The sequence below is a fragment of the Microvirga sp. BF8 genome (genome assembly GCF_059888585.1).
Map to the genome: position 1 here is coordinate 2,490,914 of NZ_CM187619.1, position 20,736 is coordinate 2,511,649.

21 protein-coding genes are annotated in these 20,736 nt (G+C 63.0%); 9 read left to right on the forward strand and 12 right to left on the reverse strand.

Features of this window, described 5'->3' with window-relative positions; genetic code table 11:
• Positions 1-28: 28 nt before the first annotated feature.
• From AC522E_RS11835 to AC522E_RS11850, 4 genes are all read right to left on the reverse strand, one after another.
• Complete coding sequence (locus AC522E_RS11835) at positions 29-1,558, reverse strand: ABC transporter substrate-binding protein (RefSeq protein ID WP_500746466.1); 1,530 nt, start codon at positions 1,556-1,558, stop codon at positions 29-31.
• Between the two features lie 449 nt (positions 1,559-2,007).
• Positions 2,008-2,673 (reverse strand): PhoH family protein, encoded by a 666-nt coding sequence (locus AC522E_RS11840; RefSeq protein ID WP_500750664.1) that lies wholly within the window; start codon positions 2,671-2,673, stop codon positions 2,008-2,010.
• Positions 2,674-3,352: 679 nt separating this feature from the next.
• Complete coding sequence (locus tag AC522E_RS11845) at positions 3,353-3,700, reverse strand: hypothetical protein (protein ID WP_500746467.1); 348 nt, start codon at positions 3,698-3,700, stop codon at positions 3,353-3,355.
• Between the two features lie 930 nt (positions 3,701-4,630).
• A complete protein-coding gene (locus tag AC522E_RS11850) occupies positions 4,631-5,320 on the reverse strand; it encodes a hypothetical protein (protein WP_500746468.1) in 690 nt (229 codons plus the stop codon).
• A 308-nt stretch (positions 5,321-5,628) separates the two neighbouring features.
• Here AC522E_RS11850 and AC522E_RS11855 point away from each other — a divergent pair, with 308 nt between their 5' ends.
• Positions 5,629-6,270 (forward strand): dienelactone hydrolase family protein, encoded by a 642-nt coding sequence (locus AC522E_RS11855; protein ID WP_500746469.1) that lies wholly within the window; start codon positions 5,629-5,631, stop codon positions 6,268-6,270.
• A 7-nt stretch (positions 6,271-6,277) separates the two neighbouring features.
• Here the strand turns inward: AC522E_RS11855 and AC522E_RS11860 are convergent, their stop codons facing one another.
• From AC522E_RS11860 to AC522E_RS11870, 3 genes are all read right to left on the reverse strand, one after another.
• Positions 6,278-6,553 carry a GNAT family N-acetyltransferase gene (locus tag AC522E_RS11860; RefSeq protein WP_500746470.1) on the reverse strand — a complete coding sequence of 92 codons (276 nt, stop codon included), beginning with the start codon at positions 6,551-6,553 and terminating at the stop codon, positions 6,278-6,280.
• A 230-nt stretch (positions 6,554-6,783) separates the two neighbouring features.
• Positions 6,784-7,500: a carbonic anhydrase gene (locus AC522E_RS11865; protein WP_500746471.1), complete on the reverse strand. Its 717-nt coding sequence runs from the start codon at positions 7,498-7,500 to the stop codon at positions 6,784-6,786.
• A gap of 124 nt (positions 7,501-7,624) precedes the next feature.
• A complete protein-coding gene (locus AC522E_RS11870) occupies positions 7,625-8,221 on the reverse strand; it encodes a GNAT family N-acetyltransferase (RefSeq protein ID WP_500746472.1) in 597 nt (198 codons plus the stop codon).
• Positions 8,222-8,426: 205 nt separating this feature from the next.
• Between AC522E_RS11870 and AC522E_RS11875 the strand changes: the two genes are divergently transcribed.
• Complete coding sequence (locus AC522E_RS11875; RefSeq protein WP_500746473.1) at positions 8,427-8,636, forward strand: hypothetical protein; 210 nt, start codon at positions 8,427-8,429, stop codon at positions 8,634-8,636.
• Between the two features lie 129 nt (positions 8,637-8,765).
• On the opposite strand, the gene AC522E_RS11880 is transcribed toward AC522E_RS11875, so the two are convergent.
• Positions 8,766-9,578 carry a pentapeptide repeat-containing protein gene (locus AC522E_RS11880; RefSeq protein WP_500746474.1) on the reverse strand — a complete coding sequence of 271 codons (813 nt, stop codon included), beginning with the start codon at positions 9,576-9,578 and terminating at the stop codon, positions 8,766-8,768.
• Between the two features lie 382 nt (positions 9,579-9,960).
• Here AC522E_RS11880 and AC522E_RS11885 point away from each other — a divergent pair, with 382 nt between their 5' ends.
• The 6 genes from AC522E_RS11885 to AC522E_RS11910 all read left to right on the forward strand — a co-directional run bounded on the left by AC522E_RS11885 (position 9,961) and on the right by AC522E_RS11910 (position 15,432).
• Positions 9,961-10,692, forward strand: a complete 732-nt coding sequence (locus AC522E_RS11885) for an outer membrane protein (protein WP_500746475.1) — start codon at positions 9,961-9,963, stop codon at positions 10,690-10,692.
• Between the two features lie 135 nt (positions 10,693-10,827).
• Positions 10,828-10,959 (forward strand): hypothetical protein, encoded by a 132-nt coding sequence (locus tag AC522E_RS11890; protein ID WP_500746476.1) that lies wholly within the window; start codon positions 10,828-10,830, stop codon positions 10,957-10,959.
• Between the two features lie 79 nt (positions 10,960-11,038).
• A complete protein-coding gene (locus AC522E_RS11895; RefSeq protein WP_500746477.1) occupies positions 11,039-11,323 on the forward strand; it encodes a hypothetical protein in 285 nt (94 codons plus the stop codon).
• Positions 11,324-11,818: 495 nt separating this feature from the next.
• A complete protein-coding gene (locus AC522E_RS11900; RefSeq protein WP_500746478.1) occupies positions 11,819-12,481 on the forward strand; it encodes a Crp/Fnr family transcriptional regulator in 663 nt (220 codons plus the stop codon).
• Between the two features lie 152 nt (positions 12,482-12,633).
• The gene (locus tag AC522E_RS11905) at positions 12,634-13,662 is read left to right on the forward strand and encodes a Fe(3+) ABC transporter substrate-binding protein (RefSeq protein WP_500746479.1); all 1,029 of its coding nucleotides are present in this window, start codon (positions 12,634-12,636) and stop codon (positions 13,660-13,662) included.
• A 51-nt stretch (positions 13,663-13,713) separates the two neighbouring features.
• Entirely contained in the window at positions 13,714-15,432 is a 1,719-nt protein-coding gene (locus tag AC522E_RS11910; protein ID WP_500746480.1) for an ABC transporter permease, read from the forward strand.
• A gap of 193 nt (positions 15,433-15,625) precedes the next feature.
• Here AC522E_RS11910 and AC522E_RS11915 read toward each other — a convergent pair whose 3' ends face one another.
• A complete protein-coding gene (locus AC522E_RS11915) occupies positions 15,626-16,306 on the reverse strand; it encodes a 3-oxoacid CoA-transferase subunit B (protein WP_500746481.1) in 681 nt (226 codons plus the stop codon).
• A complete protein-coding gene (locus AC522E_RS11920; RefSeq protein WP_500746482.1) occupies positions 16,306-17,043 on the reverse strand; it encodes a CoA transferase subunit A in 738 nt (245 codons plus the stop codon). Before AC522E_RS11920 ends, AC522E_RS11915 begins: the two co-directional genes overlap by 1 nt.
• Positions 17,044-17,242: 199 nt before the next feature.
• On the opposite strand from AC522E_RS11920, the gene AC522E_RS11925 reads away from it, so the two are divergent.
• Positions 17,243-19,036, forward strand: coding sequence for an AsmA family protein (locus AC522E_RS11925; RefSeq protein ID WP_500746483.1), 1,794 nt, complete (start codon positions 17,243-17,245; stop codon positions 19,034-19,036).
• Here AC522E_RS11925 and AC522E_RS11930 read toward each other — a convergent pair.
• Both AC522E_RS11930 and AC522E_RS11935 read right to left on the reverse strand, forming a co-directional pair.
• Positions 19,030-19,833 (reverse strand): ABC transporter permease, encoded by an 804-nt coding sequence (locus AC522E_RS11930; RefSeq protein ID WP_500746484.1) that lies wholly within the window; start codon positions 19,831-19,833, stop codon positions 19,030-19,032. The genes AC522E_RS11925 and AC522E_RS11930 overlap by 7 nt on opposite strands.
• A complete protein-coding gene (locus AC522E_RS11935; protein WP_500746485.1) occupies positions 19,830-20,735 on the reverse strand; it encodes an ABC transporter permease subunit in 906 nt (301 codons plus the stop codon). Before AC522E_RS11935 ends, AC522E_RS11930 begins: the two co-directional genes overlap by 4 nt.
• Between the last annotated feature and the right edge of the window lies 1 nt (position 20,736).

Consider the following 20,736-nt stretch of genomic DNA (forward strand, 5'->3'; position numbering starts at 1 on the left):
CCCTCCGAGCAGGTGCAGCCGGTCAGCATTACTTCACGCAGGCGTCGTGGAGATTGATGCGGCTGTCGGCGCTGGGCTCCCAGCCGCTGACGCGCTTGGATACGCCGTAGAGGTCCTGCGGCAGCCACAGGAACATCCAGGGGGCGTCCTTGTTCACGAGCACCTGCGCCTGCTTGTAGAGGTTGGCGCGCTTGGTCTGGTCGAGTTCGACATTCGCCGCGTCCAGGAGCTTGTCGACCTCCTTGTTCGAGTAGAAGGCGCTGTTGCCGCGATCCCCCGTCCGCAGGGTCGGCACGAAGATATCGGCCGGATCGAGGGAGCCATTGCCCCAGGACGTGAAGTACATGTCGCCGGTCTTGTCGCCCGTGGGCGACCATTTCGCCCGCAGCGTCGAGCCTTCGCCCACGTTCACCTTGGCGCGGATGCCGGCCTTGGTGAGCATGGAAGCGAGAGCTTCCACCGTCTCCTTGAACGCGCCTTCCGTGTCGAGGGTCACATCGATCCCGTTCGGATAGCCGGCCTCGGCAAGCAGCTTCTTGGCGCCGTCGGCGTCGAAGGGATAGGCCGGAAGATCGGGATTGTAGCCGAAGGCATCCGGGCTCATCACGCCGTTGAGCGGCACGGCGGTTCCGAGCAGGATCCGGTCGATGATGAGAGCCTTGTTCACGGCCATGTTCGCGGCCTTGCGGACGCGCGGATCGTCGAAGGGCTTCTTTGCATTGTTGAGTGCCACGAAGAAGGTCCGGGTGCCGTTGACCTTCATCACCTTCGTGTTGGGATTGGCTTCGACCTTCTTCATATCGAAGGGCGGGAGTTCGTTGATGATGTCGACCTCTCCGGCCAGCAGGGCTGCGACGCGGGATGCGTTCTCGGGGATGATCCGGAAAATGACGCGATCGACACACGCCTTTCCGACAGGAGGAATGTCGGTTGCGCCGCCGTAGTAGGCGTCATAGCGCTCCATGATGATGGAATCGCCCTTGCGCCATTCCACCAGCTTGAAGGGTCCCGTGCCGTTGGTCTGTGTCGCCAGCCCCTGCGAGCCGACCTTCTCGGTGAAGGCCTTGCTCACCACCTCCTGAACCGGCAGCATCGCCGGCAGGATCGGCCATGGCTCGCTCAAGGTGAAGCGGACCGTCCGGTCATCGACCTTCGCGATCGACTTGACTGGCCCGACGAGGTCCTTTCGCGGGCTGGTCTGCCCTCCCATCGCGCCGTCCTTGGTCAGGCGCTCGAAGGTGAAGACAATGTCGTCGGCGGTCATGGCCGAACCGTCATGGAACGTCACACCCTGCCGGATCTTGAAGTCGTAGGTCAGCGGGTCGACCTGGGTCCAGGATTCCGCCAGTTCCGGAACAACCTTCATTTTGGCGTCCCGCGTCAGCAGACCGTCATAGATGTTCCGGATGATGGTTTCCGTTTCGCGCTTGCGATGGTTGGCGGGATCCAGCGTCAGCGCGTCGAGCGTGAAACCAACCCGGAGCTCGCTTGCCAAGAGCTGAGCGGGCATCGCCGCGGTGATCGTAAGCGCCGTGATAGCGAGAGCCTTGCGAAGCATTGTTCCTCTCCAGTCCGCGGCCAGCGTTCCCCGAGACTTTATGTTGCGCGGACAAGCAAAGGCTAGCAAAAAGCGTGCCACCTATCAGTGCACCGAAATTCCTGAGAAAAAACAACAGCGTAGATTGCTGCGGCGAGAATGGCTGACAAGCCTCTGGCGTGAAAATCCCGCGCGATGCGCCGTTTGCACACCTGCGACGGCCCGGGTGCTGGAGCAGGGCGGGACGCCGTCATGGCGCAACGCGGAATACGGAGTTCCCAACGAGAATGCCACGAGCCGCACAAGCGTCATCCGATGGCCAATACAGGCCAAGGGCGGTGGACAGTTTCTATCCCGGCGCGAATGCAACCGCGGCCGAGCGTCTCTTTCGCCCATTACGCTAGGAACCCAGGCGCCGCGCGGCTCCAGCGGTCCTCATGGGGCCTGTGGATGCCCGGGCTCTGTGCGTGTCAAACCCTGACTTCCTCGAATGCGCGGACCCACATCTCGCAAATTCCCGAGCGGACGATGTCATCGAGAGTGAATTCGATGACAGGGACCGGCATCTGCCGCGACCTGATGAGATGAAGGACCATGCTCAATCCCGACGTCTCCCGAAGATCGCACTGCCCGACATCGCCATTGACCACGACAGCGCAGTCCTCGCCGATACGGGTCAGAAACGTCTTCATCTCGGCAGGGGTGGCATTCTGGGCCTCGTCCAGGAGAATGAAGGCATCCTTCCAGGACCGGCCTCGCATCACCTCGAAGGGGACCATCTCGATGTCGCCGGCCTTCAAGGCGATCTCGTAGGCCCCCGGCCCCATCCGCTCCTTGATGGCCTCGATGACCGGAGCCGCCCACGGGCCGAACTTTTCCTCCAGGCTTCCAGGGAAGAAGCCAAGCGACCGCCCGGCTGGAATATTGGGACGTGTGAGGATGATCTTGCGGATGCGGCGCTGACGATAGAGATCGGCGGCATATGTGGCGGCAATCCAGGTCTTTCCGGTGCCGGCGGGCCCGAGCACGATCACCTGGGGATGGTTCTTGAGTGCGTCGAGATAGGCGTCCTGGGTCGGGTTGAGAGGCTTGATCGGGGGGAGGTTCCGCTCGGCGCCGAATTTTGCATCGTGCAGTTCGATGACTTCGACGGTTTCGAAGGAACGGCGGGTCTTCCGTCTCTGCTTGTCGTGGCGCTTGCTCAAGAGTCACTCCCCCATGGCAATCTACGCAGGCACTCGCTCCCGAGCGCCGCGTAGAAGTGCTCGGGCAAAGACACTGGGATGGTAGTAGAGATGGGTTCGGGGACGGAGCGATAGGGGCGACGCCGTGCTGCGATCCAAATGCTTGGAACCAACTCGTCTGCCCATCAGCCCTCCTGATTGTCAGGTCGTCTGCCGATTATGGTCTGCGATTCTCATGACAGTTTATCATCGTCTCGTTCAGCTTCGAGGCGAATGTTGAAGCAGAATGCCTCGTTCCACGGCATTTCAAGGGGATATCTGCCCTTCGGCCACAGAGATTTGCCCATGAGTCCAAAGGAACGACCGAACCGACGGTCTTCTCTCTTCCAGGTGCAGCCAGAATGCGCTTCAGCGGGATCAGAATCGGAATGGAAGTCGCGCTGCGTCGGGGAGGCGGGAAAGCGAAATGGTCGTGGCGTTCGACCTGTGACATTGCCCTTGAGCAATTGCGACGCGGTCCGACAGAGGTGGGGAGCGCACTGCGAAGGCGAGGATCATTCTCTGTTTTGAGCAGGAAGGGCCGCCGGGGCGTCCTTCCTGCTCAAGCTCCAACAGTAGGCAACGGTGGCAGTCAGTGCTCGATGGTTTCTACGAGGGGCCTGGCGGCCTCCTGCTGCGCCCGCTTGCGGTATCGCCTTACGAGGACATAGCCACCAGCCAGAAGCAGGAAGGGCAGTCCGGCTCCGGCGATCGGTCCGGGAGCCCCACGGCTGGATCCTCCGCCAATAGACCCGCCTGGAGTCCCGCCAGGAGAACCGCCCGGAGAACCACCCGGCGAACCTCCGGGCTGGCTTCCGCCATGATTGTAGTGCGCCCACCAGGCCCGCCATTTTCCCATTGCCTGGGCAGGCGGAGCAGCGGTGCTTGCCACCGCAAAGGATGCCGTCGCGGCGATCAGAAGCTTCGGTAAGGCGCGCATGTATTTCTCCCTCAGGATGGATCATCCCCTGAGACTAAACGCAGCACATGAGACTTCGCACCGTGCCCTATCCGTAATGTAACTCCCGCTATCCTTCAGAGTTAAGGAACGAAAAGCGGCCGCAGGCTTTGCCATCCAGAACCGGGGCTTCCAAGAAATAGTGAAGTTGTGATCGGCTCACCCGGTTTGTTCATCTTGCGTCAGGCAAGGCTTAATGCTGAGCATGGCGAAGGTTCGTATTTCGTTCGACCCAGGGGCGAATCCAAAGATTCGAGAAACGTTAAGTTTGCAACTTGAGGGCGGCCGGAGCGCAAGAAGACATGCTCGGATACAGGGCCTGAAAAAGCAACGCTTTGCGCCCCAAGGTTGTACTCCCTGTTGGCAGACGTGCTCACGATGGATGATGACGCGGGCCTCGAGGACGACCGTTCAGTGGTTTCTGTTCCGTTGTTCGAAAGTCATGAAAGCAATCCCGGCAAAGAAAGAGCGCCGCTGCCGGCGCTCTTGAAGTCTCCACCTATCAATGAGTTTCTTTTCGGAAGAACTCCTTCGGCTGCCCCACCCGAAATTTGCTTCCGACTTATACGTTTTAAAGTCTAATGCTTTAATGGCAGCAGCTTGATCTCGACCAGCTCCCCGGAAATCGGATCGAAGACAAACATCGGCAACCCTCTTCCTCTGGAGGTCCGGAACCCCTGCCGTGACGAAATTGACTCGAACGCTGGAGACAAAGGGCGGCAATATGCCCTCTCCCATGCAGAGCGGGACGGTACATCCGCGCCCCGTCTGCATTTTGGGAGGTTCACCGACCCATGATCCCGGGCCGGCAAGGACATGTTCGCTTCAGTATGGTTAACGAAAGGTTAACGTGCCGGGAGTTTTGTTGACGTTAGGTCACTATGCTGAGGTCCAGCGCTCGCCCTTCTTGCGTCACGGCTCTTCCGCTTTCTGGCGCGCAAGACGATAGAGTTGCTGGTCGAAGGTAAGCAGGACATCGGGATTGGGAAAGCTGACATAGTAGTGGCTGGCTTCGACGTCTCCGATCGCCTCCGCCGTGCCGATGATGACCGATTGGGGACCGGCCATCTGCGCATACACGAACTCGTCGTCCCAGCTTTCGCTGGAGCCGTCGTCGACGATCCGACCGTCGGCGCCGTAAATCACCGAGCGGGTCGCCCGGTAGGAGAGTCCCTCGACCTGCTCGGCGCGCATGACGACGATGGTTTGTTCCGCCACGGCCTTCTCGAAACAGGCAAGCTGCCGCCGGTCCATGTCCGCCCCGGCCTCCGCTTCCTTCACCAGTCCATGCCGGACGAGTGCAATGACGCGCGCTCTGAATTCGTCGTCAAAGAGCTGCGGCGCCACGATTTCCTCGGGGATGCCAGGATTGTCGTCCCCTGCCTCGCCGACCCGCTCCTCCGAGGCGCTCGCGTCGAAAACGGCTGCCTGGATCTTCGCGGCGATGTCCTTGGCAGCGGTCGCGGTCGGATCAACTTTGTCCTCGCGCGTCTGCGCCCCGGCGGACGGATCCGTTCCGTGTCGGGAGAGAAGCGCCTCGAAGCTGTCCAGGGCATCCTTGCCGGCGGAGACGCGCCGAAGCTTCGGCGGGACGGAAGCCATTTCCTACTTTCGATGCAGCGTCCGCGCCGGCATTCATTGCCGGCGCGGCGGGGAACGGTCGTCAAGCTTCATGACTTGAGAGCACAAGCTGCACGAATTCCTATGCCTTGTGAAGAGGATAGCCGGCCTTTGCCTCATCGCCATCGCGTTTGCCCGGCTGCTGGGGTGATATGGACGGGTTGCTGCGCTATGATGGCCGCCTCTGTCCGCAGCGCGCAAACCGCCGGGTGCCTTCCCCGGGCTCCCGGCTGACCGGCCGGCTGAGGAGGCGGGCCCCTGTCTCCGAGCCGGCACTTCGGGAGGTTGTCATGGCCCGGCCGATGACGGATGTCATAATAGGATCGTTGCAGCTGAAAGGATCCCTTGTGGATCCCGTGCAGGGTTCGGGTCTCGTCCTGTTCGCGCATGGCAGCGGGAGCAGCCGTTTAAGTCCGCGCAATCGCTTCGTTGCCGAGAAGCTCCAGGAAGCGGGGCTCGGAACCCTTCTCTTCGATCTCCTGCGCGACGAGGAAGCGGAGGACAGGCGCAACGTATTCGACATTGCCCTTCTGGCGGACCGTCTGGCATTCGCGACTGACTGGATACGCGCCGGGACACATCTGGGCGCGGTGCCCATCGGCTATTTCGGAGCGAGCACGGGCGCAGCCGCGGCTCTCGTGGCGGAAACGATAACGCCACACCCCATCGCAGCCGTCGTGTCGCGCGGAGGCAGGCCCGATCTCGCCGGAGCTGCCCTCGGCCGGGTCCGCGCCCCGACCCTCCTGATCGTCGGCGGGGAGGACCGCGATGTCCTTGATCTGAACCGGCAAGCCTACGCCGACCTCGCCTGCGAGAAGAAACTCGAAATCGTTCCCGGCGCGACACACCTTTTCGAAGAACCGGGAACGCTGGAAAAGGTGGTGACGCTTGCGCGGAACTGGTTCGCGCCGCGGCTGCACGTGGTCGCATAGGGCCGGATCAGCCGACGAGATCGTGATACTCCCGGTGGCGGCGCAGCCAGGCGCCGGCGTAGCCGCACAGGGGCATGATGGTGCGTCCCTCGCGGCGGGCGATCTCTGCGACGCCGCGCATCAAGGCGTCGGCCGCTCCCGTGCCCCGCAGCGGCACCGGGGCTTCCACATAGCGGATGACGAGCGCGGATCCCCGCCGCTCATAGTTCGCGAACACGATCTGTCCATCGACATCGAGTTCGAAGCGCCCTCCGGCGGCATTGTCATGAACAATCCCGGTCATGCTCCACCTGTCCAAGCTCAGGATGGGCAACGCCCCTTCGTCCCTGGACGTTCCCGGCCCGTGGCGGGCGACGCGACCGCGCATGGCCGGAACCTCGGCATCGACCGACTCGCATCCGGAAACGAGAACGGCACCGCCACGGCGCTGTTACGGGTGACCGGTGCCGAAATCACTCAGCTGGCAAGCCTCGCCCGGACCCGAGGTGCCGGCGAGGCTGCTGGCGTCGACCGTCAGACCAGATTTACCTTGCCCGTGGCGATGTCATAAACGCCGCCGACGACCTTCAGTTTTCCTTCCTTCACATAACCGCTCAGGATCTTGTCGGACGTGGCCAGCCTCTTCACGTTGAGGCGGACGTTCTCGGCCGTCGCCTCCGCGAGCAGGTCCGCCGGGTTCTTTTTCTTCGCAGCCTCTACAGCGGGTTTGATCGAGTTCACGAGCCCTGGCAGATGGCCTGGAAGCTTCACATTGTCCTTAAGGACCTTGATCGTCGCATCGACGGCGCCGCAGCCCGTGTGACCCAGAACCATCAGGACGGGAACGCCGAGGAACTTGACGCCGTATTCGATGCTCGCGAGGCCATCGTCGTTGACGAAGTTGCCAGCCACCCGGACCACGAAGAGTTCTCCGGGCCCCTGGTCGAAGGCCAGCTCCGGGGCCACGCGGGCATCGGCGCAGCTGATGATTCCCGCAATCGGGAACTGCGCAGCGGCGCGGGCGGCGCGGCCGGCCGAGAAATCCTTGTTGGTCGACGTGTTGGACGCATAGCGGGCATTGCCCTCCATGATCCGCTTCAGAGCCTCATCGGGGCTGATCGCATTGGGTGCGGCCCCGGCCGTTTGGGCCAGAGCGGGCAACGGCAGCTGGCTCGCGGCAAGAGCGGCTCCCCCAAGGGCAAGAAAATGGCGGCGCGACAGGCGCCCCGTCATCTGACAGTCAAGACACATGGCATTCCCCTCAATAAAGGCTTCGAGAGGAATTTTTGCATTACTCCGCAAGAGTTGTCCAGATGATTTAAGTAATGGCCTGGCTAATATACCTATCCGCCATGTAGATTGCGGGCGGCCCCCGTTACGGAACATGCAGATTTGCGCTCTCAAGGGTCGGAAGCGATGCGATCTTCGGCGACTCGCGGCGCATCAGTTGCGTTAGCCCATCTTTGTAGGTTGTGGTGACGTAGGGTCGATATCCGCACTTCTCGGCGACACGGATGGAGGGCAGGTTTTCGGGAGCGATCAGGCAGACCGTCGCGGTCTCGCCGAAATGCCGGTCTCCCCAGGCGACGACGGCATGGACCGCCTCCGTCGCGTAGCCCCTCCCCTGCGCCGACGGCATCAGGGCCCAACCGATCTCCGGCATGCCGTCGAGAGGCGGTTCGATGGCGCGCTTGAAGTCCGCAAAGCCGGTTTCTCCCACGAGCCTTTCCGTGGCTTTGTCCTCGATGACCCAATAGCCGAAACCGAGGAGGACCCAATGCCCCGCATAGCGCAGGATGCGCGACCAGACCTCCTCCTTCGTCGAGGGTCGGCCACCGATGAATCGGGTCACATCGGGGTCGGACCAGAGAGCCAGGCAGGCCTCGAAATCGTCGACCCGATGCGGCCGCAGCCGCAAACGTTCCGTCTCGAGCACGGGGACTGGACAAGAGGCATGGGGAAAGATCGACATGGGAACTCGCGTCAGTAGCGTGGGCGGCCGGCCGAATCGATGAGGCACTTCGCAAAATAGAGGAAATCCTGGCCCGCAACCCCTTCCCCTTTCCGTTCAGGAGTACCTATCTTTTGGAATCCGGGCGCTCACAGCGCTGGTCTATTGTCGGATCGTTCCCGGCGCCCTGCGAGACAGGGCACCGTATCAGCATGGAGACGGCGACATGGCTTCGGATCTTCACCTCCCCCACGCCTTTCCGCTGGGCGAGACCGAGTTCGCGGCAGGCAGCCTCTTCAGGCTTCTCAAGAACGCCCTCGGCGACCCCGATCTCGCCGGCGAGGTCACGGCAGCGATCGAGCGGATCATCGATGCGAAGATCGCATCGAGCCGCGAGCATGACCGGGACCGACGGCATATGATGAGCGAGGTCTGACGCGCGCTTGCGAGAGGCTTCGCTCAGGAAGCCCAGCGGCGGCGTCGGCTCCAGGGCTCCACTCCAGGCTGATGCGCTCAACGGGCGCATCGGTTGCGGAAGACCGGGTCTGCTCTTCCGAACAATGCGCTAGTCATCCGACTCGCTGCATGGCCATGTGGACGGCCGCGTCAGGCCGGCGGGCAGCTTCGTCTCGGCTGAACCGCAGGCCATGTCGAGTTGCATCTGGGTCAGTCCGGTGGCGCTGGCGAGATCCACCGCGCCGAACCGGGTCAGGAAGAGATAGGAGCGGGTGAAGTTGACACCCGTCAGATCGGCGGTGCTGAGATCCGCCCGAGACAGATTCGAGAAGCTGATATTCGCGCCGGCGAGTTTCGCGTTCTGGAACGAAACCCGGGCCAGTTCAGCCTTCGACAGGTCGACACCCGCCAGATCGGCACCGGCAAAATCCGAACGGTTCAATTCCGATTTCGAGAGGTTGGCACCGGAGAGCCTGGCTTTCGCAAAGCTCGATCGGCTCATGTCGGCGGACGCGAAGGTCGCCCCCTGCAGATTCGCGCCGATGAAGCTCGTGCGCCAACCCATGGCCTTGCTGAAATTGGATTTCGACAGGTTGGCCCCGTCGAATCGAGTCCGGCTGACTTCCGCGCCGATGAAACTGGCAGCGGCAAGATCCGCCTTCGCGAAATCGCTCGCGCCGAGAAATGCCCCGTCGAAAACCGCTCCTGGCATGTCGTCGCCGGAAAGCACGATACGGACCTTGGAACACCCGGCCCAGTTGACGCCTGGGCCAGGCGAGTCCTGACAGCCGGCTGCGGCGGGACCGGCAAGAGACGCCAGAAGAATGAGAATCACCGTCCCGCCCGCGCGCCGAGCCCACGAAGCCGGACGCCGCTTCAGCGCGCCGATAGTCCGCAGTCCACGATTCGGGTCGAATTGCATTGGATTCATCCGTTGGGTCCATCCGCCGCCCGTCGGAATCAGCCGGCCTGCTTCGAGGCGTCGGGGCGGTTCGGTGAACGCATTCATTTTCGCACGTGCCTCAAGAAAAGAAAAAGCCCTGCCGCAGCTGCAGCAGGGCCAAGTTCTCTCCTCAAGGCAAGTTCCCAGTGTCGCTGGAAAATCGCTTGTATATTGAGTGCATAAGGTCATGGCTCCGTCAACTTCATACTATTTCGTAGTTTCAACATTATTAACGTGAAACACAGTTACATACCACTGTATCGTTTTAGTTTTTGTTAGTGGTGTTGCTAAACAGCAATACCCAAACCGAGTGACTCTGAGTAATGTGCGACCTCTCAACTCAAGCAAGAGGAAGCCTCTCATGCGTTCGTCTCTCCTCAGCCTGCTGGCTGGTACGGCGGCTCTCGCCATCGCCGCTTCGGCCGCTCAGGCCGCGGATCTTCCCTCCCGCGCCGCTCCGGCCCCGATCATCGCGGCCGTTCCGGTGTTCACCTGGACCGGTTTCTACGTCGGCGTGAACGCCGGCTATGGCTGGAACACCAACGACAACAGCCGCTACTATGATCCGATCCTCGGCTATTATGGCGGCGGCGGCAGCGACGGCGGCTTCGTCGGCGGTGGCCAGGTTGGTTACAACTACCAGATGGGCATGTTCGTGCTCGGCCTCGAGGCCGACCTGCAGTATGCCGACATCGGCGGTGGCAACCAGAACTACTACCTGGGCGGCTACTATCGCGACAGCAACGACGGCAACTGGTTCGGCACCGTCCGCGCCCGCGCCGGCGTCGCTTTCGACCGCGCCCTCATCTACGTCACCGGCGGTTTCGCCTATGGCGACGTGGCGAACGGCTCCAGCTCTGCCTACTACCCGGGTCTCGCCTACTACTATGGCTCGGACAACGGCACGAGCACCGGCTGGGTTCTCGGCGGCGGCGTCGAGTATGCCTTCACGAACAACCTGACCGCCAAGGTCGAAGGCCTGTACGTGAACCTCGACACGAAGAACAACTACTACGGCTACTACGGCGACAAGAACAACGCCGAGTTCGGCGTCATCCGCGCCGGCCTGAACTACAAGTTCTCGTCGTACTAAGATCGATCGCATCCGCGACCGACAGGGCCCGGTGGAAACACCGGGCCTTTTTCATATCGCGCGTCGTCGCGTGCGCAGGCGCAGGCCCCTGCGCCATCTGCGCCAGACAGGCTTTGACCGGAAGAGGCTGATTCGATGGGCCATCGCCCCCCTGCTCGCCGCCCCATGATTCAACGGCATCACATCCGCTTCGCGACAGCCGTCGTTGTCGTCCTCATGATTCTCGCGCTTGCCCTCTATGGCTATCAGTTCTGGTGGACCGAATGAGAGCTGGACGCGGCGTCCAAAGACTCGACATCAGCGCACAAAGGCTTAGGTAACTCTGCGTCAACAGTGGAACAGCACCATGCGTATCCTGGCGTCAATTCCTGCCCTTCTCCTCCTTTCCAGCACGCTTGCCGCCTGCAATACCGGCGCGCCTCAGGGCGTCCTGCCCCGCACCCCCGTTCCGCCCCCACCGTCCGTTTCCAGCAACGCCCGGAATATGACCACGGTCTCCCGCCAGGCCAGCACCGCCGCCGCACGTCGCTCGCTCGACGTGCCGGACCGCCTGGAAGCGCCGCGCCCTGCTTCTCCCACCATCGAACCGGTCATGACCGGCCGCGGCATGGGCGCAGGCTTCCGCTTCTAGCGCATCGTCCGGAACCAAGATCCGCCTCAGCGACACGCAGGGCCGCGCAAGGCGAAATGGCGACCTGCGTTGTCTGTGAGGAACGATAGCCACGCAATGGAGTGAACGACGGGCGGTCCGCGCCAACAACGAACGCGCGCAGTTGCCGGCCGGGCCCTTTCAGGCAAACGGGAATCGCACCCCGATTATGCGATGCGCAAGGCGGGATCTCTCGCCTGAAAGTAAACCGCGCCGATTAAAGCTCTTCGATCCAGCCCTCCGGCCGTATGAAGTGCCTGGAAGAGATGGCAGGGGCAATCCAAATCGATGAGTATAGATTCCTGCTTCCGGTGAACGCTGAAGCATGGACTTCTCGCCGTTCCTCAACGGCATGTCTTCCGTACTTCCAAAGAGTTCTTCTTCATTGCTTGGCGCCATGTGCGACAACGCATATCGGCCTGACTTTGTCATCGAAATGTTATATGCCGCAAAGGTAATTTCGACGAGGGATCCGTCATGACATGGGTTGAGGCGATCGGCTGGCTCGGCGCGGCGCTGGCCATCACCGGCAGTGCCATGCGCACGATCATTCCGCTGCGCTGCATCGGCGTGGCCACCAATGTTGTCTCGCTGACCTATGCGAGCCTCATGGGCCTCTACCCGAGCATGACGGTCAACCTGATCCTGCTCCCGCTCAATGGTGTTCGCCTCTACCAGATGCTGCGCCTGATTCAGAAAGTGAAGGTCGCTTCGAAGAGCGACCTGTCCATGGACTGGCTCAAGCCCTTCATGAGCCAGAGTTCCGTCAAGGCGGGCGAGATCCTGTTCGCGAAGGGCGACCTTGCCAACTGCATGTACTACACGCTTTCGGGCCGGTTTCGCCTGCGCGAGCTCGGGATCGAGCTGCCGCAGGGTCGCGTGGTCGGTGAGATGGGCTTCCTCTCCCCCGACAACAAGCGCACGCAAACCCTCGAATGCCTCGAAAGCGGCGAGGTCCTGAGCATCACCTATGACCAGGTGCGCCAGCTCTACTTCCAGAACCCGGAATTCGGGTTCTACTTCCTCCGCCTCACGACAGAGCGGCTCTTCACCAACATGGAGCGCATGGAGACCGAACTTGCCCGTCTCCGCAGCCGGGTGGGACATGCGAAGGAAGCCGACCCGGCGATTTCAGCTTAGAACTCTTATAAGCTGATGCCAGTTTAGAATTCCTATAAATCATTGAAATTGCTTCGTTTTTCGTTGACGCACGGGCACCGGCATGGTTCTTGCAGACCAGATGGGGACCTGACGGTTCCGCCTGATTTGCTGAGGATTTCATGACGATGAACATGGCAATAGCACGTGGTCTGCTTTTCGGCGCGGCCGCCTTCGGCGCCCTTGCGGGATCTGGCCTTTCCGCCTCGGCGCAGGGCGTCGTGAACGTGTACACCAACCGTGAGCCCGGGCTCTACTCCGCCACGCTCGACGAGTTCACCAAGGCGACCGGCATCAAGGTCAACGCCATCTTTTCGGAACAGGGCCTTGCGGAGCGCATCAGGGCCGAGGGCGAGAACAGCCCGGCCGACGTGCTGATCACCGTGGATATCGGGCGCATTCAGGAAGCGGTCGATCTCGGGATCACCCAGCCGGTGAAGTCGGAAGCGCTGGAGGCCGCCATTCCCTCCCAGCTGCGCGACCCTGACGGGCGCTGGTATGCCCTCTCGATGCGGGCACGCTCCGTTTATGCATCCAAGGAAAGGGTGAAGGACAAGGCGATCACCTATGAGGACCTCGCCGATCCCAAATGGAAGGGCAAGATCTGCACCCGGTCGTTCCAGCATCAGTACAATATCGCCCTTACCGCTGCGATGATCGTCAAGCACGGCGAGGCGGCGACCGAGGAATGGCTGAAGGGCGTGAAAGCAAACCTCGCCAAGAAGCCGTCGGGCGGCGACCGGGACGTGGCAAAGGACATCCTCGCCGGGGTCTGCGACATCGGCCTCGGCAACACCTACTATGTCGGCCTGATGACCAACGGCACGAATCCCGACCAGAAGAAATGGGCTGAAGCGATCAACGTCATCCTGCCGACCTTCAAGGGCGGCAATACCCATGTGAACATCTCCGGCATCGCGATGATGAAGAACGCGCCGAACCGGGAAAATGCACTGAAGCTCATGGAATACATGGCGACGCCCGCGGCCCAGCACGTCTTCGCCGATGTGAACTATGAATATCCCGTTCGGGCCGGCATCGAGATCAATCCGCTGGTGAAGTCCTTCGGACCCTTGAAGCCCGAGGAGATGAGCCTCGCCGAGGTGGCGAAGAACCGCGCCAAGGCCAGCGCCCTCGTCGACAAGGTCGGCTTTGACCGCTGAGGTGTCGCGCTCTCTCGCATATGGGAGAGCGCGTCCCTCGACGCCCGCGACATGAGCACGCTCGCTGTTACGCAACGCTTCTCCGCGACGACATTGCGGCGCGCCTTGAACGGTGCGCCGCTCTGGTCGGTTGCGATTGTCATCGCCATCGCACTCCTGGTGCTGGCGCCGCTCGTCTCGCTCCTGCACATCGCGGCGCAGGGACAAGCGACCCTGTGGGCGCAGGTGACGGCTGACATCCTGCCGGCGGCCCTCCTCGATACGGGAATGCTGCTCGGCGGCGTGGCCATCCTGGCCGGAACGATCGGCATCGGCACGGCCTGGCTCGTCACGGCACACCGTTTTCCGGGGCGCCGTGCGCTCTCCGTCCTGCTCCCCCTGCCCCTCGCCGTGCCGACCTACATCACCGCCTATATCTACGTCGAAATCTTCGATGCGGCCGGGCCCGTGCAGATGGGACTTCGCAGCCTCATGGGCTGGACCTCGCGCGGCCAATACTGGTTTCCCGAGATCCGCTCGGTCTACGGCTGCATCTTCGTGATGTCGGCCGTCCTCTATCCCTATGTCTATCTCGCCGCGCGGCTGATGTTCCTGACCCAGAGCGCCAGCATGATCGAGGTCGCCCGCACGCTCGGCGCCAGCCGCTTCAAGCTGTTCCGGGCCATCGCCATTCCCCTCGCCCGGCCAGCGCTGGCAGTCGGCCTCTCCCTCGTCCTGCTCGAAGCTTTGAACGATATCGGCGCCAGCGAGTATCTCGGCGTGCGCACCCTGACCGTTTCGATCTTCACTACCTGGCTCAACCGCGGAAGCCTCGCCGGCGCGGCGCAGATCGCCTGCGTGATGCTGGCGCTGGTCATCGCATTGATCTTCATCGAACGTTACGGGCGGCGGGACAGGCGCTATGCCCTGTCCACGCGCCGGCCGCGGGTGACGCAACCCGTCAGCCTCTCCGGCCGGGTGCGCTGGCTTGCGACCGTCTTCTGCGCTCTTCCGGTTCTGATGGGCTTCATGCTGCCCATCGGCTTCCTCATCCGGGAGGTGTTGCGGCGCGGTTTCGCCGAACAGGTGGACGATGCCTTCGTCGGCCATCTCCTGACGACGATCGGCCTGTCGGGCGCGGCCACGGTGGCGACCCTCGCCTTCGGTATTGTGCTCGTGACCGCTTCACGCCTCGCACGACTGCACGTCACGAAGATCGCATTGGCGATCGCGGGCATCGGTTATGCGGTGCCGGGCACGGTTCTCGCGCTCGGCCTCCTCACGCCGCTCGTCGCCATCGATACGGGCCTCGGATCCCTGTGGCGGGCCCTGACCGGGGAGCGCATCGGACTGATCCTGATGGGTTCGGCAGGCGGCATCGTCATCGCCTATCTGATCCGCTTCCTGCCGATCGCAACCGGCTCCCTGTCGGCCGGTCTCGAACGGGTTTCGACCGGCATCGAGGATGCCGGCCGTATTCTTGGCGCGAGGCCGCGGGAGCTCGTCCTGAAGATCCAGATCCCGCTGCTGCGTCCGGCCCTGGCGAGCGCGGCACTGCTGGTATTCGTCGATTGCATCAAGGAATTGTCGGCGACGCTGCTGCTGCGCCCGCTCAACACCGAAACGCTCGCGACCCTGGTCTACGGGCATGCCTCGCGCGGCGCGTTCGAAGATGGCTCACTTGCCGCCCTCGTGATCGTCCTGGTCGGTCTCCTGCCGGTCATCCAGCTCGTGCGGAGCGCGGAGGCCAGCCCGAAGAGAGTGGCAGGCGCGTCTCCTTCGGATTCGTAAATCTCGGACTGCCACTCCGGGATGGTCCTCCGGACCAGGACCGGAACCCGCAACCGCAGACGATGCTGGATATGACGCAGCGGCAGCCACTGCGCTCGTTCTTCCAACCCTGGCGTTTATGAGCTCCGGGTCCGCACCTGAAGGCGCGTCCCGGAATGACAGCGTTGTACCGGGTGATCAGAAAAACTGACCGTTACGCCGCGTTCGAGCGGGCCCCCTGCAACGCGACCTTGAACTCGGCCTGCGTCTTAACCTTGATTTCCTCGACCGTGACGCCGTCGGCAAGCTCGATCAGGGTCATGCCGGTGCCGCCCTTCTTATCGATGGTGAAGACACCCAGATCTGTGATCACGAGGTCGACCACCCCAGCGCCGGTCAGCGGCAGGGTGCAGGCCGTCAGGAGCTTGGGATCCTCCGAGCCGTCCTTGCCCTTGGCCACATGCTCCATCACCACGACGACGCGCTTGACGCCCGCCACCAGGTCCATGGCGCCGCCCATGCCCTTCACCATCTTGCCCGGGATCATCCAGTTGGCGAGGTCGCCGTTCTGAGCCACTTGCATGGCGCCCAGGATCGACAGGTCGATATGGCCGCCGCGGATCATGCCGAACGAATCGGCGCTGGAGAAAAAGCTCGTGCTCGGCAGTTCGGTGATGGTCTGCTTGCCGGCATTGATCAGGTCGGCATCCTCCTCCCCTTCGTAAGGGAAGGGTCCCATGCCGAGCATGCCGTTCTCGGATTGCAGCTGCACCCGCATGCCCTTGGGGATATAGTTCGACACGAGCGTCGGAATGCCGATGCCAAGATTGACGTAAAAGCCGTCGCGCAGTTCCTTGGCTGCGCGCGCCGCCATCTGTTCACGGGTCCAGGCCATCAGATTTCCTCCCCTGCGCCCGCCGGCACCGCGCTGTCGGCGCGCTTGCGGGTCGTCCTCTGCTCGATATGCTTGACCGGATTCGGCACGTGCACGATGCGCTGCACGAAGATGCCCGGCGTGTGGATATGGTCGGGGTCGATCTCCCCCGCCTCGACGAGGTGCTCGACCTCGGCGACGGTGATCCTTGCGGCGGTCGCCATCATCGGATTGAAATTCCGCGCCGTCTTGCGGTAGACGAGGTTTCCTTCCGTATCGCCGGTATGGGCATGGACCACCGCGATGTCGGCGAAGAGCCCGCGTTCCATCACATAGGTCTCACCGTCGAACTCGCGCACCTCCTTGCCTTCTGCGATCAGGGTGCCGACACCGGTCTTGGTGAAGAAGGCCGGGATGCCCGCGCCGCCGGCGCGAATGCGCTCGGCCAGCGTCCCTTGCGGGTTGAATTCGAGCTCCAGCTCCCCGGAAAGGTATTGCTGGGCGAACAGCTTGTTCTCGCCAACATAGGAGGAGATCATTTTGCGGATCTGGCGGGTCTCCAGCAGGCGGCCGAGGCCGACGCCGTCGACGCCCGCATTGTTCGAGATGAAGGTCAGGTCCTTCGCGCCCGAATCCCGGATCGCCTCGATCAGCGCCTCGGGAATGCCGCATAGGCCGAACCCGCCCGCCATGATGGTCATGCCATCCTTCACAAGCCCGGCCAGTATCGAGCTCGCGTCCTTGTAAACCTTGTCCATCAGACCCTCTTTTGGGCTCTTGCCTGTTTCGCTTCCGCCTCAGGGCGGTTATGCGACACCCTGCAACCTAGCCTCAATTTAGACAATCCCTTCGTGTGGATATAAGGATACCGTCGGGCAGCTCCCGTTCCGCTGCCGCACTCTTCCCGGCCGACGAGGCTCACGTCGCGGCGGGATCAAAGGTCTCGATTAGAATTTCATGTCCCGCCGCGTCGTATTCCTCATCGCTCTGGTCACGCTTGCCCTCCTGGGCGCAGCCTCCGCCCCCTGGAAGCTCAATCCTGGGGGTCTGGCGGCTGCCGTCACCGAGCACCTGCAGGGCCGCTACGGGCTCACCATGAAGGTGGGCGGACGCAGCACGTTCGCACTGTTGCCGACGCCGCGGGTGAAGTTCGAGGACGTTGCTCTCTCCTACCCGAAACAGGCCCTGAAGGCCGAAGGCGCGACCCTGCGCGGCGAACTGCGGCTTCTCCCGCTCTTCATGGGACGAATCGAACTCTCCGAAATCGCCCTGAACGATGCCCGCATCACCGCCTCGGCCGTAGAACTGCGCGGTATCGACTGGGCACGCCTGCTGAAGGACCGCATGGGCGAGACCCATGCCCGCCGCCTGATCGTCGCAGCCTCGTCGATCCAGTGGACGGATCTTGCGGATGCGGCTCTGAGCGACGTGAACGCACTCGTCAACTGGAGCGGTGCCGGCGCTCCCCTCTACGCGGTCGGTTCGGCATCCTGGCGCGGCGAGAAGCTGATGGTCGAACAGGCGTCCTTCGACCCGATTCGCCTCGCCTCCGATCAGCTGAGCCCCCTGGCCCTGACCCTATCCACCAATTTCGGTCGTCTGGTGCTCCAGGGCGAGGCACAGGTCGGGGACGATCCGCGCTTTACGGGGCAGAGCCTCGTCAGCGCGACCTCGCTTCGCGACTTCCTGCGCTGGAGCGGGATCGGCCTGCCCTTCGGCTCCCTCGTCGAAGCCGTGGCCATCGAGGGCGACCTCTCCGCCAATCGCCGTCGCGTCTCCTGGCCCTCGGTCGCAGTCACCCTCGGATCGGACAAGCTCGAAGGCACGCTGGCCGTGCGCCTCGATTCCGAACGGCCGGTCATCGCCGGGACCCTTGCGGCCGGCGAGCTGAACCTCTCGGGCTTCGTGCAGCCCCTCGCCCAGGCCCGGACCGGATCGGGCGCATGGAGCGAGGAGCTCATCAATCTCCTTCAGGTCACGGGAAATGACCTGGACCTGCGCCTTTCGGCCATGAAGGCAGAACTCGGACGCCTCCACCTCGGGGACATGGCCGCGAGCATTCTCGTTCGGCCGGGGCGGATCGAGGCCTCGCTTGGGCGCGCGGACTTCCATGAGGGCACCCTGAAGGGCCGGCTTTCGCTCATCGCCCAGGACACCGGGGTAGACGTGAAGAGCCAGGGCGCATTCGCCGGCGTGAACATCGCCACCTTCCTGGCGGAGATCGGCCAGCCGCGCTGGATCACCGGCTCAGCCCAGGGGCAATTTTCCCTCGAGGGCCTCGGGGCCACCCCGGCGGAAGTGATGCGCCGGGCGCAGGGCCGTTCGACGATCACGATCAAGGAGGGCGAACTCGTCGGCATCGCCCTCAACGACGCCCTGAAACGGGTGGAGAAGCGTCCCCTGTCCGCTTCCCTGTCGTGGAAGGGAGGCCGCACACCCTTCGATCAGGCTCAGGCGCAATTGGCCGTCACGGGCGGAATCGGCGAGTTCATCGAAAGCCGCATCAGCGCTCCGACCTTTTCCACCCAGATCAATGGCCGGATCTCCCTTCCGGAGCGCGCGCTCGACATGAAGGCCGAGGTGTCGCCGATCACGACGAGCCCGAGCATCGCGCCGGCCATCGTCTTCGACGTGTCGGGGGGATGGGATGACATCGCCATCACTCCCAATGCGCGCCCGCTCATCGAGCGTTCGGGCGCAGCCCGTCCCCTCTTCGGCCCCGTGGGCGCTCCCCTCGCCACCGTTCAGTGAGCGTTGCGCCGCGAGCGCAGGAGCGACCTTTTGCTCAAGAGCGTCGCGGTCGCGACTCCAACCGCGACGATGCCGATCAGGATGGCCGAGGCCGCATTGACTTCCGGCGACAGGCCCAGCCTGACCTGGCTGTAGATCTTGATCGGCAGCGTGGTCGCGCCAGGCCCGGCGTTGAAGCTGGCAATCACGAGATCGTCCATCGACAGCGTGAAGGCGAGCAGGAACCCGGCCACGACCGAGGGCGCGATCAGGGGCAGCGTGACGGAAAAGAACGTCCGCAGGGGCGGCGCACCCAGATCCATCGCCGCTTCCTCGAGAGAACGGTCGAAGCTCATCAGGCGTGCCTGCACCACCACTGCGACGAAGCACATGGTAAGGGTCGTATGGGCCAGGGTGATGGTCCAGAATCCACGGTCCAGGCCGATGGCGACGAAAAACAGCAGCAGCGAAAGGCCGGTGATCACCTCCGGCATGACCATCGGCGCATAGACCATGCCCGTGAACAGCGTGCGGCCGTGGAAGCGCCCATAGCGCGTCAGAGCCAGGGCGGCGAGCGTGCCGAGAACCGTGGACAGGGCCGCCGACAGCAGTGCGATCCGCAGAGTCACCCAGGCGGCCTCCATGAGCGCTTCGTTCCGGAACAACGCCACGTACCACTGGGTCGAGAACCCGCCCCAGACCGTGACGAGCCGGGACGCGTTGAAGGAATAGACGACCAGCAGCAGGATCGGCAGGTAGAGAAAGGCAAATCCGAGAACCAGGGAGGTGACGTTGAAGAGGCTGAGGCGCCGGGTCATGGCCGCGTCTCCACGCGCCGCGCTTCCACGTCGCGATAGGTCACGATGGGAACCACGAGAATGATCAGGAGCAGGATGGCGACCGCGGAGGCGAGCGGCCAGTCGCGGTTCGAGAAGAACTCGCTCCAGAGCTGACGGCCGATCATCAGGGTCTCCGACCCGCCGAGAAGGTCCGGAATCACGAATTCACCGACCGCCGGGATGAAGCAGAGCAGAGATCCGGCAATGACGCCCGGCCGGGCGAGCGGCACCGTGATGGCCCAGAAGGCGCGCCAGGGGGGACAGCCGAGGTCGAGCGCCGCTTCGATGAGAGTGTCGTCCATTTTCTCGAGGGTCGCGTAGAGCGGCAGCACCATGAACGGCAGATAGGCATAGACGATGCCGATGAAGACGGCCGTCTCGGTGTTGAGGATGGTCAGCGGCTCACCGATGATGCCGACCGCCATCAGGGCCTGGTTGAGAAGGCCCTCGGGCTTGAGAATGGCGATCCAGGCATAGATCCGGATCAGGAAGCTCGTCCAGAACGGCAGGATCACCAGGGCCACCAGCAACGGGCGATGCCGGGCAGGCGCGCGGGCCATGGCATAGGCGATGGGGAAGCCGACGAGCAGCAGGAGGATCGTCGAGACGGCCGCGATGCGCACCGAGGACAGGGTCGCACTCAGATAGAGGTCGTCGCCCACCAGAGTTTCGAAATTCTCCAGGTCGAGCCGACTGAAAAAGCCAAGAATGTCGGTCCACTCGAAGACCGGCTTGTAGGGAGGCTGCGCCACCGCCGGGTCGGAGAGGCTGATCTTGAGGACGATCAGGAACGGCACGAGAAAGAGGATGCCGAGCCAGAGATAGGGCACCGCCGGCACCAATGCCGATGCGAGCCTCTTCGGAAAGGAGCGCACGATCATG